The sequence below is a fragment of the Gloeocapsopsis crepidinum LEGE 06123 genome, from assembly GCF_015207655.1.
GTDB lineage: Bacteria > Cyanobacteriota > Cyanobacteriia > Cyanobacteriales > Chroococcidiopsidaceae > Gloeocapsopsis > Gloeocapsopsis crepidinum.
Map to the genome: position 1 here is coordinate 77,928 of NZ_JADEWN010000008.1, position 16,849 is coordinate 94,776.

13 protein-coding genes and 1 tRNA gene are annotated in these 16,849 nt (G+C 40.3%); 8 read left to right on the forward strand and 6 right to left on the reverse strand.

The features are described 5' to 3' along the window. The first annotated feature begins 54 nt into the window (after positions 1–54). The 4 genes from IQ230_RS05020 to IQ230_RS05035 all read left to right on the forward strand — a co-directional run bounded on the left by IQ230_RS05020 (position 55) and on the right by IQ230_RS05035 (position 5,156). On the forward strand, positions 55–1,179 hold the full coding sequence (locus tag IQ230_RS05020) for a sulfotransferase family protein (protein WP_193930970.1): 1,125 nt from the start codon (positions 55–57) through the stop codon (positions 1,177–1,179). Positions 1,180–1,309: 130 nt separating this feature from the next. Beyond that, complete coding sequence (locus IQ230_RS05025) at positions 1,310–2,566, forward strand: glycosyltransferase (protein WP_193930971.1); 1,257 nt, start codon at positions 1,310–1,312, stop codon at positions 2,564–2,566. 355 nt (positions 2,567–2,921) lie between these two features. Next, positions 2,922–4,223, forward strand: a complete 1,302-nt coding sequence (locus tag IQ230_RS05030) for a glycosyltransferase (protein WP_193930972.1) — start codon at positions 2,922–2,924, stop codon at positions 4,221–4,223. 72 nt (positions 4,224–4,295) lie between these two features. Beyond that, positions 4,296–5,156, forward strand: a complete 861-nt coding sequence (locus IQ230_RS05035; protein ID WP_322742287.1) for a class I SAM-dependent methyltransferase — start codon at positions 4,296–4,298, stop codon at positions 5,154–5,156. Positions 5,157–5,229: 73 nt separating this feature from the next. Here the strand turns inward: IQ230_RS05035 and IQ230_RS05040 are convergent, their stop codons facing one another. Both IQ230_RS05040 and IQ230_RS05045 read right to left on the reverse strand, forming a co-directional pair. Then, positions 5,230–6,261, reverse strand: coding sequence for a zinc-dependent alcohol dehydrogenase (locus tag IQ230_RS05040; protein ID WP_193930973.1), 1,032 nt, complete (start codon positions 6,259–6,261; stop codon positions 5,230–5,232). Positions 6,262–6,304: 43 nt separating this feature from the next. Next, positions 6,305–6,499: a hypothetical protein gene (locus IQ230_RS05045; RefSeq protein WP_099701255.1), complete on the reverse strand. Its 195-nt coding sequence runs from the start codon at positions 6,497–6,499 to the stop codon at positions 6,305–6,307. A 1,199-nt stretch (positions 6,500–7,698) separates the two neighbouring features. Here IQ230_RS05045 and IQ230_RS05050 point away from each other — a divergent pair. Next, positions 7,699–8,766 carry a TIGR03032 family protein gene (locus IQ230_RS05050; RefSeq protein ID WP_193930974.1) on the forward strand — a complete coding sequence of 356 codons (1,068 nt, stop codon included), beginning with the start codon at positions 7,699–7,701 and terminating at the stop codon, positions 8,764–8,766. A gap of 199 nt (positions 8,767–8,965) precedes the next feature. Here the strand turns inward: IQ230_RS05050 and IQ230_RS05055 are convergent, their stop codons facing one another. After that, positions 8,966–10,714, reverse strand: coding sequence for an alpha/beta hydrolase (locus tag IQ230_RS05055; protein ID WP_193930975.1), 1,749 nt, complete (start codon positions 10,712–10,714; stop codon positions 8,966–8,968). A gap of 357 nt (positions 10,715–11,071) precedes the next feature. Here IQ230_RS05055 and IQ230_RS05060 point away from each other — a divergent pair, with 357 nt between their 5' ends. After that, positions 11,072–12,526, forward strand: coding sequence for an SLBB domain-containing protein (locus IQ230_RS05060; protein WP_193930976.1), 1,455 nt, complete (start codon positions 11,072–11,074; stop codon positions 12,524–12,526). Between the two features lie 191 nt (positions 12,527–12,717). On the opposite strand, the gene IQ230_RS05065 is transcribed toward IQ230_RS05060, so the two are convergent. Together IQ230_RS05065 and IQ230_RS05070 are read right to left on the reverse strand one after the other, a co-directional pair. Then, positions 12,718–13,740, reverse strand: a complete 1,023-nt coding sequence (locus IQ230_RS05065) for an ABC transporter ATP-binding protein (protein WP_228054599.1) — start codon at positions 13,738–13,740, stop codon at positions 12,718–12,720. 49 nt (positions 13,741–13,789) lie between these two features. Then, a complete protein-coding gene (locus IQ230_RS05070; RefSeq protein WP_193930977.1) occupies positions 13,790–14,302 on the reverse strand; it encodes a WbuC family cupin fold metalloprotein in 513 nt (170 codons plus the stop codon). Positions 14,303–14,893: 591 nt separating this feature from the next. On the opposite strand from IQ230_RS05070, the gene IQ230_RS05075 reads away from it, so the two are divergent. Together IQ230_RS05075 and IQ230_RS27850 are read left to right on the forward strand one after the other, a co-directional pair. Next, entirely contained in the window at positions 14,894–15,682 is a 789-nt protein-coding gene (locus tag IQ230_RS05075; RefSeq protein WP_193930978.1) for a sulfite exporter TauE/SafE family protein, read from the forward strand. 662 nt (positions 15,683–16,344) lie between these two features. Further along, positions 16,345–16,818, forward strand: a complete 474-nt coding sequence (locus IQ230_RS27850; RefSeq protein ID WP_193931008.1) for a response regulator — start codon at positions 16,345–16,347, stop codon at positions 16,816–16,818. Here IQ230_RS27850 and IQ230_RS05085 read toward each other — a convergent pair. Next, positions 16,772–16,843: transfer RNA gene (locus IQ230_RS05085), tRNA-Gly, on the reverse strand. The genes IQ230_RS27850 and IQ230_RS05085 overlap by 47 nt on opposite strands. Positions 16,844–16,849: the final 6 nt, after the last annotated feature.

A 16,849-nucleotide genomic window follows, 5' to 3' on the forward strand; every position in this document is an offset into this window, starting at 1 on the left:
CTTTATCATTCATACTTCATCTAACTCTTTTGCAGTGTAGCGAGTAAGTTAATTATGTATGGATTTGGCTCATTCACAGTATTAATTAAGTTACTTATTCGTCATGGTGCTGACAGAAAATATTTATTTAAAGTTCTACGTATCTTACTACTAAGTTTCTGTACGCTACCAATTAGAGCTTGGGAAAGTTTAAAGTTTCAATCTCAAATTAATAAGCAAGAAATTATAGAACCACCTATATTTATTTTAGGACACTGGCGGAGTGGGACAACATATCTCCACTATTTAATGAGTCAAGATCCTAACTTAGGATATATATCATCATTTCAAGCTTTTGCACCTCATTTTTTTATTACTGGTAATCAAACAATTCTTCCTTTTCTCTCTAAATATTTTCCTCAAATATTGACCAGAATAATTTCAGAAAAAAGAGTAATGGATAATGTGAAGTTTTCCCTTGACTATCCAGCTGAAGAAGAGTTTGCGCTAGGAAATATTTCTTGCTGTAGCTTATATCATGGAGCTTTTGTTTTTCCTAGAAACATTGAGTCTTATTTTAAAAAATATGTATTATTTGACAACGACAAGCATAAAGAGAAAAAGAAATGGAAACTGGCATACATACAAGTTTTAAAAAAAGCAACTTTCTCGATGCAAGGAAAGCGTTTAATTTTAAAAAATCCTCCAAACACAGCAAGAATCAAAGTTCTATTAGAAATGTTTCCTGACGCTAAATTTATTCATATATATAGAAATCCCTATATAGTTTATAACTCAAGAATAAAAGAATATAAAGCTTCTACTAAACTATTTGGCTTTCAGACTATAGAAGAAAAAGAATTAGAAAAGAAATCTGTAGAAATATATCAACAAGTCATGCATAAGTTTTTTGATGATAAGTGCTTGATTTCTCCAGGCAATTTGGTTGAAATAAAATTTGAGGATTTAGAGCATAATCCTATTCAAGAGATAGAAAGAATTTATAAACAGCTTTCCCTTTCTGGTTTTGATTCAGCAAAATGCTGTTTTAAAGCTTATATAGAGTCACAGAAAAGCTATAAAAAAAACGAATATGAATTAGATAAACAAACAGTAGATAAAATAACGTCTTGTTGGGGATTTACAATTCGTAAATGGAGATATGAAACACCTCAAAATATGTATCACAATAAGCCATAGCTCTTTTAGAGTTAAATCAAGTAGTATGAGCGATGCTGTAAGTATTCAAAAGAAGTAAGAATCAATAAAAATTTAGATTTTTAACGTAACACTTCAATGCATTAAATAATGATTGATGGGAGATTAATGTATGAGCAATTTAGTCTTAATATTTTTTTTAACTTTTGCAGTTTTGGTGATAATTCAAGTCTTTTTTACAGTTGTGACGATTTCATCGCTGCGATCGCCAAGTCCCAAATTACTCTCAGACACTCAATTACCCAAAGCAGCAGTAGTTCTGTGTTTGCGTGGTGCCGATCCATCCTTATCCAACTGCTTGCGATCGCTTTTACAGCAAAATTATCCTAACTATGACATCAACATAATCATTGATAGTCACGCAGATCCAGCTTGGGAAATTTTGAGCAAAACACTTGAGCAGCAACCAGCCCAAAATATCAAAGTAAGCTTACTGCAAACTGTGCGGGAAACTTGTAGCCTCAAGTGCAGTGCCTTGGTGCAAGCTGTTTTAGAACTTAAAGACGAATACGAAGTTATCGCCTTAGTTGATGCTGATACACTGCCACATCCTAATTGGTTGCGTCAACTAGTTAGTCCTCTAACAGATCGTCGTGTTGGAGCCGTCACCGGAAACCGTTGGTATGTCCCCTCAGGACGTTGGGGTACAGTATGTCGGTATTTGTGGAATGTAGCTGCTGTTACACAAATGTATTTCTACCACATTCCCTGGGGTGGAACTTTAGCCTTGAAAACAAAGCTTTTTGAGCAAACGCAGTTACTCGAAAAGTGGGGAAATGCGTTGTGTGAAGACACCATGTTACGTCAAGTTCTGCAAGAGAAAGGAATGCGCGTTCAGTTTGTTCCTTCGTTAATGATGGTTAATCCAGAAGAGTGTGACTTACCTAGCTTTTACCGTTGGGTAAAACGCCAATTACTCTGTTCTCGACTGTATCATCCATCATGGCAGGCGATGGTTGGTTATAGTCTTGTCACAACTCTGGTTCCTGCTGGCGCTGCGATTTTGTTTTGCATGGCGCTATTTACAAGACAATGGCATTTGGCGACTGGGGTAGGAAGTGGATTAATAACTTACACGCTTGCACTAGTTTTACTCATGGGAATTTTAGAACAAGGTGTACGTCAAGTAGTTCAAACGCGTGGAGAAGCGATTGCGCCGTTTTCCCCGATCGCGATCGCCCGACTGATCGTCGGAATTCCCTTAACGCAATTAGTTTATGCAGCAGCAGTAGTGTCAGCAATCCTCATGCAACAGGTTGAGTGGCGTGGTATTACTTACCAAGTCAAAGGTCCTTGGAATATTAAGTTAGTCAAATACTCTCCCTATCAATACCTCGATCAGCCAGTTGATGCCAATGCTTCTTTATAAACTACAGTGCGATTGCAACTTTAATCACTTTACCGCTTCGCGGAGTTACGAGTTCTCAGCTTACGAGAGTTATGAGTCGTGAAGTGTTGAGTTTAAGAGAGTTATGAGTTATGAGTGCTGAGTCATGAAGTGTTGAGTTAAGAAAATTCAAAACTCAAAATTCAAAATTCAAAACTTAAAATAAATGCCTCCGGCACCTTTGTTCGCGAAAAATTCAAAACTTTATTTCAATTCTCTTGATTTATCTATGAGGTTAACTCAAAACTCAAAACGTTTAAAGCACTTTCATATCCTGAAAGACTTGCTCTAAATCTTGTAACAATTGCTGTTCGCTAACAGTTCTCTGGACACAATCATGATTAATAACTTAATAGAAGCTGAAAAATCAGCTAAAAGATCGCTCCGAATTGCAATGTTTACGGCATCCTATGCACCATTCTTAGGTGGAATCTCCATTGGAGTACACGATCGAGTTCGGTGGTTGTTGCAGCAAGGGCACGAAGTCTTTCTATTGCACCCTGAATTCAACCACCAGTACCCTAAAGCAGTTCGTAGTTGTCCTATACCAGGGATCGGCGAACTCCAGTCTTTTCCTAACTTTTCTTCTTATGCTTACCCAACCAAGCCGTTAATATTTTACAAATCTGCTCCTGAACCACTACACTACCGACACTGGAGCGATACCAAGTTATTAGAAAACTTTCAACCTGATATCGTGCTAGTTTCAGAACCGGCACAAATGAGAGGATTTTGCTCGCTTTTCTTAGGAGGTTATGGCCGTCCTATTGGTACTGAATATGGCAAGCGAACAGGTACTCCAACCATATCACTCTTCCATACTGACTGGCTTGCTTATAGCCAGTATTACATGGGAATTAGCGACTGGAGCCTTAAACTTCTTAGCCCCATTATTTCTCGCTTGATCAAGCAGTTTACTCAAGCCTACGATGTCAATTATTTTTCTTCGTGGGAACAGCTTGCTAAGTACAAGACGATGAAGGCACAATTCTGTGATTATCTACCTTATCTAGGCATTGATTGTCAAAAATTCCATCCTCAAAACATCTGTTATGACCCAATTCCCGCAGATAACCGACCAACTCTGCTCTTTGTTGGTCGCATTGCCCCAGAAAAAAATGTGACTCAGCTTTTGGATGCATTGCCGCTCATCGCAACCAAAATCCCTAATGTTCACTTAGTTATAGTTGGTAGCGGTCCCCAAGAACAGGAAATTCGTCGTCGTGCCGCTGATATTGGCTCCAGTGTTACGATATGGGGTGAATCGACCGGAACTGAAATTCTTGGCTGGTTTGCCCGCGCAGATGTATTAGTGAATCCCTCTGTAACTGAGAACTTCTGTAGAACAAACATGGAAGCTCTTGCCTCTGGAACCCCAGTAGTGACAGCCTGTGCTGGCGGAAACGTAGAGCAGGTAGTGCCAGAAGTCAACGGTTTCTTGAGCAATCCCAACGATCCCATAGATCTTGCCGAAAAGGTGGTAACACTGATTCAAGATCCCACTTTGAAAGCAAAAATAACTGAACAGGCTCGCCCTTCAATCCTTAAATTTGACTGGTCAACACGTATGAAGCAGTTTGAAGCTAAACTTTACCAACTGGTTGAAGCCGCAAAAAAACCTGAGTTTATCCTTAAATAATACTGCTATTAGTTTGAGCAGAGAGCGAACTCCCAAAAAAGCGATCGCACTTAATTTACTTCTGAGAAAAAAGTGATAAATAAAGAAAAAATTAGTTTGGGAGCTACTCAAGAAACCCTCTTGATTACTTTATGGGCACGCGCTGTTGAAGCAAGTCAGCCTGAACCGATTTTGTTCGACCCTAAAGCTGCCGATATACTTGCTCAAATAGACTACGATTTCGAGCAGTTTTCTAAGGCGAAAAGCTCTCAGATGATAGTCTGCCTTCGGAGTCAAACGATCGATCAATGGGTCAAAGCCTTTCTCAACAACAATCCTGCAGGAACAGTGGTTGAAATTGGTGCAGGTTTAAATACGAGATTTGAACGGCTTGATAACGGTACGCTTAACTGGTTCGATCTCGATCTACCTGATGCAATAGCAGTGCGAAGATTATATTTGGAGGAAAGCGATCGCCGCCACTTCCTGAGTAAGTCAGCTTTGGAACCCGACTGGATAGATGCAGTCAAAGCCACAACTTCCAATCCACCATTATTCATTGCCGAGGGCGTACTAGTTTACTTTTCTGAAGAACAGGTAAAGATGCTACTGACGATGCTAGCCGATAACTTTCCTGGTGGATTCCTCGCTTTCGATGCTACATCGTGGTTAGCAGTCCGATATCGCCGGAGATTTGATGCTATAAAGCACACCTGTGCTAAGTTTCAGTGGGGAATTGAGAATATTAAAGAGATAGAAGCTTGGGATTTACGATACAAAATCGAAGCATCTCTCTACTTATCAGACTTTCTCCCATACTTGAGACGATTTTCTTGGGGCGATCGCCTACTATTTGCGCTGATGCCACAACTGCTACAAATGTACGGCATTCATTTAGTCCGGCTGGGAGGTAGTCCATCAGCTAATGTGCTAAGTATTACCGACCAAAGTTAGAAGGCGTCTTACTCGTTGTCACTAAGCCTAATATTCTTCAAGGTTCTCAAGCTAAAGCTTCTTGGTATTTGAACTAGTTTGTAGGCATTATTGCAACCTTAATCACTTGACGTGCTTTCATATCCTGAAAGACTTGCTCTAAATCTTGTAATGGGCGCTGTTCGCTAATCAGCAACTCAAACGGAATCATGCGACTTGCTAGTAATGATAAAGCAGCACGCACGTATTTCGGAGTATTATGAAAAACACCTTTTAAAGTAAGTTCGCTGTAATGCAGTTGTTCAGTATTGACTGTAATTGTGGTATCTCTGGGACAACCACCAAACAAATTTACAGTACCACCAGGGCGCGCACACGCGATCGCACTTTCCCAAACTCTAGGTATTCCCGTTGCTTCAATCACTACATCTGCACCCCATCCTGCGGTGTGTTCTTTAACGACAGATGGCGTATCTTCAATTTGGCGATAATCAAAAGTTTTCGCTGCACCCAACTTTTGCCCAATTTGCAACCGCTGCTGATTTCCCCCAAACAACAAGACACGATTTCCTCGTTGGGCTAATACCCCAACAAACATTAGCCCTATTGCCCCATCTCCTAAGACAACCACAGTATTGTGCTGTGACACATCAGAACGCTCAATCCCATGCAATACGCAAGCTAGAGGTTCAGTCATTGCGGCTAATTCGTAGCTTAATTCAGCTGGAACAGGCAACATATTTCGTTGTACAATCGCCGCTGGAATTTTGAGATACTCTGCAAATGTCCCGTTGTTCCACGTTAGATCTGGACAAAGCGAATACTCTTCACGTTGACAAAAAAAGCATTTCATGCAGGGAGCTGAGTTATTTGCAACGACGCGATCGCCTACTTGCCAATTTTCTACACCATCCCCCACAGCCACAATCCGCCCAGATGCTTCATGCCCAAACAATGTTGGTAGCTGGAGCATTTTAGCGTGATTTCCGCGACGCCAAACTTTTAAATCCGTTCCGCAAGTTGTTGCTACGGCTACCTGAATAACTACTTCACCTGCTGCTGGCGTGGGTTCAGCAACTTGTTCTAGACGTAAATCTTCTTGACCATAGAGTAATGCTGCTAGCATTAACTATTTGTATCTATCTTTCTACCCAATTCTACCAGGCACACTACGCCTCAATGCCAGATTTGACAACTTGTTTAGGCTGCGATCGCTGTACGGCAACTTCTGACACTGGTAACTTACTCACAGCCAGTATTGGCACTTCTTGCCAGCATGACGTACAAAACCAGTACATTCCTCCCTGACGAGCGTGGCGCAGTAAAGGATTACCGCAGCAAGGACAGTTATTATTGGTATTCATAGCACTATTATCCCTATATTTAAAGCTGCTGATTGATTTTGCAATTAAGCCATAAAACTTGGCTTTTATTTTCAAGCTAGCTAGTCTCTCTAGCGAACGTATCAAAAAAATTTCTTTCTTTTAATTGAGGAGTTAAAATCCAATGTGCTGCTTGCTGTTTTTTCATACCTCTCCTCTGCAAAGGTAGCAGAGCAAACGGTTTTTGTAACTAAGATTGATAAATTCACCTTAAGTAACTGACTAATCTGTTAATATCTTTATCTCTTTGATTTGTAAATTCCAAAGTTTAAGCAGTAACAGCATTAGTATAAGTCTCTTTGCGGTATGATTCCACAATAAGGCTGATTATGGAATGTTCCCATCTATCCTAAGAATTATTCTTTGTGTAGCATCTATTACCGCGATCCCCATCACTAATAGCACTATTTAATATTGATTTTGCCTGCTCAAGAAAACTACAAATATTTTCTAAATATTTAGACTAAATAAACAAAAATATTGAAATTAAAGTTTTCTTTGTTCACTTATTAGCTCATGAAAAACTATTTTTTTCTTCGTTTAAATTACTAAGATACTTACGTTTTTTAATAAACAAGCGCGCTATTTCTTTAAGCAAAAAAAACATCTACTTAAATGAAATTTGAAGGAAACTTTAGCTTAGACAAGTATATGTAGTGCTTAAATTAACTCTTATCTGTTGTATTTAAAGCAAATCCAAAGCTAAATACTTATTTTCTTTCCTATGACGCTGCGATCGCCCTCAAGCCCACCCTAACGGCTGTTAGCAGACGAACGTAACTAACGCTTGCCTCTCTTCCCATACACCTTCTTAGTTGAGTACTCTAAAGCTCATAAGTAAAATTACATTTTTTATTATTTGTTTACATTTGCTTATTACTGCTTCACATACTCAGTTTTACTTGTTTCAATAGCTCTGAAAAATCTATTAATCTTGACTGAAAGTTTATCTTTACAAATTCTTTTTAAAACTACACTCAATGATGTTAATTAAGTAAAGGTGCTTGACCATTTACAAAATTTTGCAGCAGCACTGACACTATTTCTTTATCAACCAAATTTCGCAAAACTTAACGATTTTACTAGCCAATGGCTAAAGATAGTGGGGTCATGGTACCACCACCCTAAACCAGTATCCAACCTAGATGTAATTTCTAGTTTAGCTTCAAAATGGTATCTTTATGAAATCTAATATTGAAAATCAGCATCAGCCTCCTGCCCTAGAAATCAGTACATCGCGGCAATTCATATCTTGGTTATCTGAACAAAATATCAGCCTTGCTTTTACAACTTATCAAACAGGAAAGTTATTTTTAATTGGCATAGCAAGCGATCGCCGTTTATCAGTATTTGAACGAACCTTTGAGCGCTGCATGGGATTGTGGGCAAGTCCCGATCGCCTGTACACGAGTTCTTTGTATCAAATTTGGCGCTTTGAAAATGCCCTAGAATCAGGTCAATTGCACAACGGTGGCTACGATCGCCTTTACGTTCCCCAAGTTGGATACACTACAGGCGACATTGATATTCATGACATCAACGTTGATAGTCAAGGTCGAGTAATTTTTGTTAACACCTTATTTAGCTGCTTAGCAACAATTAGCGATCGCTACAGTTTCATTCCCCTATGGCAACCACCCTTTATTTCTCGACTCGCTGCTGAAGATCGATGCCACCTCAATGGGTTAGCAATGGAAAATGGTCAACCCCGCTATGTTACTGCCGTGAGTCAAAGCGATGTGAGCGATGGTTGGCGCGATCGCCGTCATAATGGCGGTTGTGTCATTGATGTTGCAAGTAACGAAATTGTCCTTTCCGGTCTTTCCATGCCTCACTCGCCGAGAGTTTATCGCGATCAACTATGGTTACTCAATTCTGGTACTGGCTATTTCGGCACAGTTGACGTCAATTCTAGTAAGTTTAATGCCATTACTTTTTGTCCTGGTTACTTGCGCGGACTCGCATTATGGGGAGATTACGCCGTTGTTGGTTTATCTAAAATGCGAGGCAACAAAACCTTTTCAGGACTACCCCTAGACGAAAACCTTGCAGCCAAAGATGTCGAACCGCGCTGTGGTTTACAAATCATTGACCTGCGTAGTGGTGATATTGTTCACTGGTTACGCATCGAAGGCATGGTAGAAGAACTGTACGACGTTGCTGTTATTCCCCAAGTCCGCCAACCTATGGCATTAGGCTTTAAATCAGACGAAATCCGCCGTACAGTGACTATCGGTTCTTTGCAGTAAATGAGTGGCGCTTTGGCTAGTGGTTAGTTATACCGTGATTGAAAGTTGCTACACGATTAAGCAAGGGGTAGGGGTGCAGAGGAGACAGGGAGACAGGGAGTTATAAGTATTGAGTGTGGAGTGTTGAATTAAGAGAGTCTTGAAGTGTTAAGTTAAGAAAATTCTTCTAATTTAAAACTCACGCACTAGCCACTAACCACTAACTCCTAGCCAAAAGCCACCAGCCAGTAGCGACAATATTTTCACCTCTTAAAACTCTCCTGACTGCCATCAACCAGCGATTCGTTTTTGTTTTTGCCCCCACCCAGGGATCGAGTGTTGTTGGAAGTTCGGTATTCAATCGTAAAGGAAGTTGTGCGGTAGAGAGAGACTGTGCATAAGCTGGTGTGAGAAAAGGTGCGTAAGCCTGTGCTTCAGGTGTTAGTTGCTTAATAAAAGCGACCATTGTCCCAGAGGCGAGTTGGCGCAGAGGTATTGTTTCGTCTCCCCAACGTTCTTTAACCAACGTTCGCACACTTGCTGCACGTCCCAAATTACCAAGATCGCCAATACTCAAATGCGTACCACCGATCGCCGTAATCAGATATTTCTGACCCTGCAACTGATTAAACGGACGTAACTGATGATTCAGCACCGGAGTAACGGCATCTTCTGTACCCGCTAGCATTAATACAGGAACTGTTACTTGTGTTAAGCCCGTTTTACCAAACAAATTACCAACCAGTGGGTTCAAAGCAACAATTTGTGCCACGCGGCGATCGCGTAAATTCAATCGTCGTTCTGGCAGATCAGCAGCAGCGCATTGTAGCCAATCAGCGGGTGCTTGTCCTAACGCCGAAATCCCCCGACACGACTGCCGAACAGCGTCTAAATCTACCTCGCCTCCAGCCAATGCTAAAGCCGTATAACCACCCAGTGAGTGACCAATCACCGTAACTTGCTGCGTATTAAACTTGCCTTGGAACCATCCAGGTTGCTGATTGTATCTTGCCAGTGTATTCAGGACAAAAGTGACATCCTGTGGACGATGAACAAACTCTTGCGCTGGAATGATTTCATTAGGATCGTTGGCAGCAGATACACTTCCTAAGCGTTTGACACTACTTCCAGGATGTTCCAGTGCCGCAACTGTAAAACCGTACGAAGCTAAATGCTGCGCAGTCGAGGCAAAAAATCGGCGATCCGAACCAAAGCCATGCGAGATCACAACCATCGGTCCCTGAGAATTTCCACTCGCATATAAATCTACAGGAATTGTGCGAAATCGCTGCCGATCGGTGAGAAATAGCGTCTGTTGCTGTACCGTTTGCGAACCACGAGTGGCTGGATTGAATCTTGGTAATTGAACATTACTGGTTACAGGTGCTAACTCGCGTTCCAACAATGGACCAATCGCTTGACTTTGCCAATAAGTCGGATTGAACTGCAGTGCCAAAGTCACCACCGCACTCGCATCAACTGTAATATTTTCCTCAGGATATGCCCGTAGCAAACTGATTGCACTCAGTCCGTTAAATTGCCGTGCTGCAAGTGATACTGTTGCTTGAAGTTGATCGACCGTTGTATTGGGAAGCGCTGCACTTACAGAATCAATCACCGTTTTTCCCGTAGGCGATCGCAACACCTGTGCCACAACTTTGTCAGCAATGTTGGGGTCTACTTGAAGTTGACGATTCAAAAATTCACGTACTTGTGAATTCAAAATTGGCGTATAAAAACGTAGACTGCGCGGTACTTCCCCTGTTTTGGCAAAATGTTCCAAATCTGAAACAGCAACTTGTTGCTCCAATGGTCCTAACCGTAGCGTGACTCGTTCTGCCGCGAAAGCAGTAGATGTCATTCCTCCCCAACCATAAGCAAGTGTAATACTGCAAACCAATCCTTGAACTGTCAATTGCCAAGATTGGCGAAACCTTCCCAACAGATGCCCTCTAAGCTCAAACTTCATATTCCCTGATTGCGGCAACTACCGATGTACTTTGTTGGAACAAACTTGATTTTCAGTTCGTCCCTCGAATCATAAGTGCATACGCCTGACCTGCAATTGATTGTATTCCAGGTACTCGTTTAACATGCGATACTTAATTACAATTGCAGGTTTTTATCATGTCTATGTTAAACAATGTTTGGTACATAATAAACCTGAATTTAACTGACTATTTCTCTATTTTAAATGTTGAAATCACTTAAGTAATCTTTATTTAAAATATGTGTTTACCCTAGCATTAACTTTCTCCAATAGTTCAAAACACCACATAAAATAGTGAGAAATAAAATTCTCGGAGAATCATCTACAGCGGGATGTATGAAAACTAAAGTATCTAAAGCCTTAACCCAACCAGTTGCCGGTTTAGCTCTCTTAGCTATGGTTGCAACTACTTATCCATCTCCGAGTTGGGCACAAGTCCCAGCCCCAGCAACTACAGTACAAGAGAACGTTGAGTACACACTGGGTGGTGGCGATCGCATCCGCATCAACGTCTTTGAAGTTCCTGAATATAGCGGTGACTATCAAATTCCTCCTGGTGGCGACCTTTATTTACCCCTAATTGGTCGTGTCGTTATTAGAGGGCTAACTCAAAATCAAGCAGCAGAGTTAATTACAACACGTTACGCTCGCTTCCTTAGACGTCCCATTGTCACAGTTAGTCTCATCGCTCCTCGCCCGATTAACGTCATTGTTTCTGGCGAAGTTGTCAGTCCTGGCTCTTATACAGTAGGACTACAAGGCGGGGCTGGTGATAATCCTGGCGTACAGTACCCCACCATCATCAGTGCCTTAAATCTTGCCGAAGGAGTCACGCTAGCAGCAGATTTACGTCAAGTACAACTGCGCCGTCCTCAGGGTGGTAATCTACCCGTAAAAGTTTACAGCGTCGATCTCACCCAATTAGTTCGTACTGGCACTGTAGATCATGACTTGACTTTGCGTGATGGTGATGCAATTTTTATTCCCACCGCAACAAGCATCAACTTAGCCGAATTACGTCAATTCGCCTCTGCTAGTTTTGCTGTACCTGCGAATAGACCCCGCACTGTCACAGTCGTTGGTGAAGTCAACCGTCCTGGTTCTTATGTTGTAACGGGAGGCGGAGTTAGTACAGCAGCAGCAACAGATCAGGGTGGCAACCAAGGTGGTGCTAATAATAATGGACTACCCACGGTGACACGAGCAATTCAACTTGCAGGTGGAATTACATCAGACGCTGACATCCGCAGTATCTTGATTCGCCGTCCTACCAAATCAGGAACTGAACATTCGATTAATGTTAATCTCTGGGATTTGTTGAAAACAGGTGATGTTAACCAAGACACCCTCGTGCAAGAAGGAGACACTATTGTTATTGGTACTGCAACAGATGTTAACCCAGCTGAAGCAACTGAATTAGCTGATGCTAACTTCTCGCCAGCGACAATTCCAGTCAGTGTTGTTGGAGAAGTAAAAACTCCTGGAGTGCTTAATTTGCCCCCTAATACTCCAATGAATCAGGCTATTTTGAGTGCGGGAGGATTTAATAATGCTCGTGCTAGAAGAAATACTGTAGAGTTGGTTCGCCTGAATCCTGACGGTACTGTGACAAGACGGAACATCGAAACAAATTTTGAACAAGGTATCAATGAGCAAACAAATCCTCGACTCCGTGCTAATGATATTGTTGTCGTCAACCGCTCTGGTATCGCTCGAATCGGCGATACTCTAGGAACTGCTCTTGGACCTTTGGGTGGTGTAATCAACATACTGCGCTTTATCGGCTTCTAGTGAAGCTAGAGATTAAGGGATGTCATACCAAATCTGTACATCCCTTTTTTTGTATGAATACGAGTGCGAATGAATTCGCACACTATAAACAAAGTCCACCTCCGTGGACTTACTCACAAATCTCTTGCCTTAGTGTGCTTGCGCACACTTCGTTTGAATAGCCCCGACTTCAGTTGGTAGGCATCTGCAATTCATACTGGAGAACCAACATCAATAAAATTTCCTAGTCCTTTTTGCTGTAGCTGTTGTAAAAAGAACTCTTCTAAAGAAAGACGAGATAAGTTCATTGCCACAAGTTGAGCCTCACTCTGGCGGAGACTTACCAAAAACTCGTGCGGTTCGCCTTGTAATTGTCCATGCCAAGAGCCATCAGGCTCAACAATAAGATGATGCAGCCATTGGTGTAGTATATTTTGATCGCCACCTTGTCCTTTAATGCTATAAGTATTTGGTTTACCTAAAAGTTCCTCTAGGGAACCCGTGCAAATTAATTCACCTTGTGCCAAGATTGCAATGCGATCGCAGATTTGTTCGACTTCTGACAAGATATGACTATTGAAAAAAATCGTCTTACCAAGATCTTTGAGCGATAAGATAATCTTCCTCATCTGGTAGCGTCCAATCGGATCGAGACCTGACATCGGTTCATCTAAAAAGACCACTTCAGGATCGTTAATCAGTGCTTGAGCCAAACCAATGCGCTGTAACATTCCCTTAGAATACTGCCGCAGTTGTTTTTTCTTGGCGACTGACTGCGCTAAACCCACTAATTCGAGTAACTCAGGAATCCGCTGCCTCTTTACTGCATGAGGAAGTTGAAATAACCCTGCAGCCATTTCTAAGAATTCCCAACCTGTTAAATAATCGTAATAATAGGCATTCTCTGGTAGATAGCCAATTTTTTGTTTACAGATGCGATCGCCTAACGGCTGCCCTAAGAGAACACCTCTTCCCCCAGAAGGGCGGATAATGCCCAATAAAAGCTTAAGTAAAGTCGTCTTGCCAGCACCATTTGGTCCTAATAAACCAAACGTTTCTCCTTGACAAACACTTACTGAACATCCTTTGAGGGATTCTATCTTCTGATTTAACCAAAAGCCCGTACGATAAACTTTCTTAAGTTCATACGTTTGGATGACAGGCAAGGTTGATGTCGTTTTACTTTCTTTTAAGGTAGATGGTGGATTAAGCTTTATTTTTATTTCAGTATTCATGGCGCTATCATCTTATCCAGCAACGCCTAGGAATTATGGCAAATGTAACCTATATTATGCTGCGATCGCCGTCAGCTTCTGTAAAGTAGCTTTGCCAAGTTGCGACTAATTGTCTAGCTGCTACCGTACCTTCTTGCGGAAAATCTAAAAATTCTTTATCTGTGCTAGGGTCATACGGTCCTTCTTTGAGTTCTAATACTATAGTATCTGGAGCCAACGCCACCAGTGTGTGATAAGTTCCCTCTGCAAGTTCCACACCCCGCGTGTCACCCTGCGCACTAACTCGCTCTTGATGGATAATTTGACCTTTCTCATCCATAATAATCATTCCTAGTTCTCCTTGTAGTACTAGGAAAAACTCAAACCCATTAACTTCTGAATTTCGTCGATGTCGATGCGGGCGGACGTAAGTACCAGGTTGCAGAACGTTTAAAAATCGTTGAACTTTTTCACCTAATTCATGAAAGTTATAATTTTGCCGTAACCTCGAACTACTACGAGCCTTTTCAGTAATATCGTCTAACAAGTCTTGAGTAAGACGCTTAAATTGAGGATTTGTCACGTAAGTATCCTATAAATCTACAATCTAGTTATATCATTCTGCATTTGTTGACAAGTTTATCTTTACTAATATGCAAGTTTTTTTTGAAACGCCGCGCTTACTTTTATGAAACTTGACTGACAATTTGTACTAACTTGACAGGTTTCTGATGTTATTAATTTTGTCAATTTAGGAGTTATTAAAGGAGACTTTTTAATCTAGACAGCTTATCAAACTATTCAAAACATAACTTTACCTAAATAGCTCGATTGCTCTATAAAAAATATAAGTTTTATAGAATTTGGGCAGTCATGGAAAAGTTCAGTCAAGAGTTTATTGGTTTCATTTTTGACCTATGCCAGAAAAATTATTTTATTTCACTTAAAGTTGTAACACTGGCATGAGCAAATAATACATCATCAATTCTGGTTATGGAAAAAGTAGGACTTAAGTCTGTTGCTCAATACTTCCGTATAGCAATTTAGCTAGAAATCGTTAAATATCTATTGTAGAGTAGTGAGTATATAGTATCTTCTAACAAGAATATTAATTAAAACCAAGAGTAATTACTTGTATAGCTAAGCCAACTACTCAATCAGTAAGAATTTTTCTGTGGTTTTCCCGAATTCGCTTATTTTAACTCTTGGCGGACTAGTTGCTGGTATCCTTGCAGGCTTTTTGGGAATTGGTGGGGGAACGGTTCTAGTTCCACTAATGGTGGCATTAGGATATACCCCATTACAAGCCGTCGCAACAAGCAGCTTAGCCATCGCGATCGCGTCGATTTCTGGCAGTATCCAAAACTGGCGTATGGGGTATTTTGATAGTCAGCGAGTGATTTATCTAGGACTTCCAGCTTTATTCACAGCCCAGATTGGAGTCTATTTAACAAGTAAATTTGCTTCATATCAACTATTAACCGCTTTTGGTTTGTTACTACTAACTAACATTTATCTTGTAGATTTGAAAAAACACCTCATTCATCTAACAAATAGAGAGCCAATTCAATGGATTAATCCAGTGATCGCTAGAGTTTGTACTGGAGGTGCTGCTGGAATCTTGGCAGGTTTATTTAGTGTTGGTGGTGGTGTCATTATGGTAACAATGCAAGTTTTCTTATTAGGAGAACCGATTAAAGTTGCAATTCAAACAAGCTTAGGTGTGATTATCCTCACAGCTATTTCTGCTTGTCTAGGGCATACTCTCAGTAATAATGTACTTTTTATTGAAGGTACTCTTTTAGGTATTGGTGGATCATTAGGTGTTCAAGTCAGTACTCGTATTTTGCCAAAGTTACCAGATAATACTGTTAGTCTTATTTTTCGTCTAACGCTGGGATTATTATCAATCTACGTGTTTTGGCAAGCTTGGCAAGTTTTACACAATAACCCCTTAGATTAATAAAAAAACATAATTACAAAATAAATATTCTACCGCTGCTTAATCTTTATTTTAAAGAAATATTTATTTTTATATAATAATCTAAAACATAAATCTGGAATTTAAATTTATTTTATACTTTCTTTAATTTTCAGTATATACTAACTCTAAAGTCAAGAGGATTACTTAAGCTAAGCACTAAGTTAAACTTCTTACATAAAAAGATCAGAAATATTGCAGTTTTTCTGTTTGTAGTAGCACTGCTATAGCAAAAAAAAATTATATGATTATCCGTAATTTTACAGAGGGCATTGCTTAGCGCTATTTGGTAAAAACATAATAATTAAATTCTAAATTTTTCTAATAGTAGGGGTGTAAATGAGCTAACTTCAACATAGAAGTAGCGTTATTAAAAAATATTTTTTTAGTATTAAATAAAGCTATTTTCCATTATTTGTGTACTATTGATATAGTAGTTAGTAAACTGAGTTTTTCCCAAAGTGCAATAACAATGTATTTAAGGAAAAATATTTTTACTCCAAGAAGAGTTAAGCTAGCTTGGAATAATAAAGAATAAGCACAAATAAACACTCGCGATCGCTAACCACAAACACAGGTGATTGTGGTAAGGTCAACTCAACTTATGTAAATTGTGGTCTGCATTAGTATCAGGATGAATTGCAATGCAGGATATTGCCCTTAATACAGATATTTTACCTACCATCCTGGCTGTAAATAGTAGCCAAACGATGCAAGAAGAAATTAAAGCTATACTGTCTGACTACTGCCGCGTCATAGTATCGAGTAATGCAGTAGATGCCTTGAATTTAATTTACTATGAAAAGGTTTCTTTACTGTTACTTGACATAGTAGTACCACAGCTTGATGGTATTGAAATGTGTCGTACAGTACGAAATATGTCACAATTTTACAGCTTGCCAATCATTATGCTGACAGCAAGAAATAAATTTGTTGATCGAGTTAAATGTAAGCTGGCGGGAGCAAATGCTTATATTACCAAACCTTGCGAACCACAAAATTTATGTGAGGTAGTGAGTCACTATCTATATTCAGAGTCAGTTGAAATTACATCATCTAGTAGGAGCGTAAAGCGGGTGATGGGACTCGAACCCACGACGTTTACCTTGGGAAGGTAACATTCTACCACTGAATTACACCCGCAGTGAT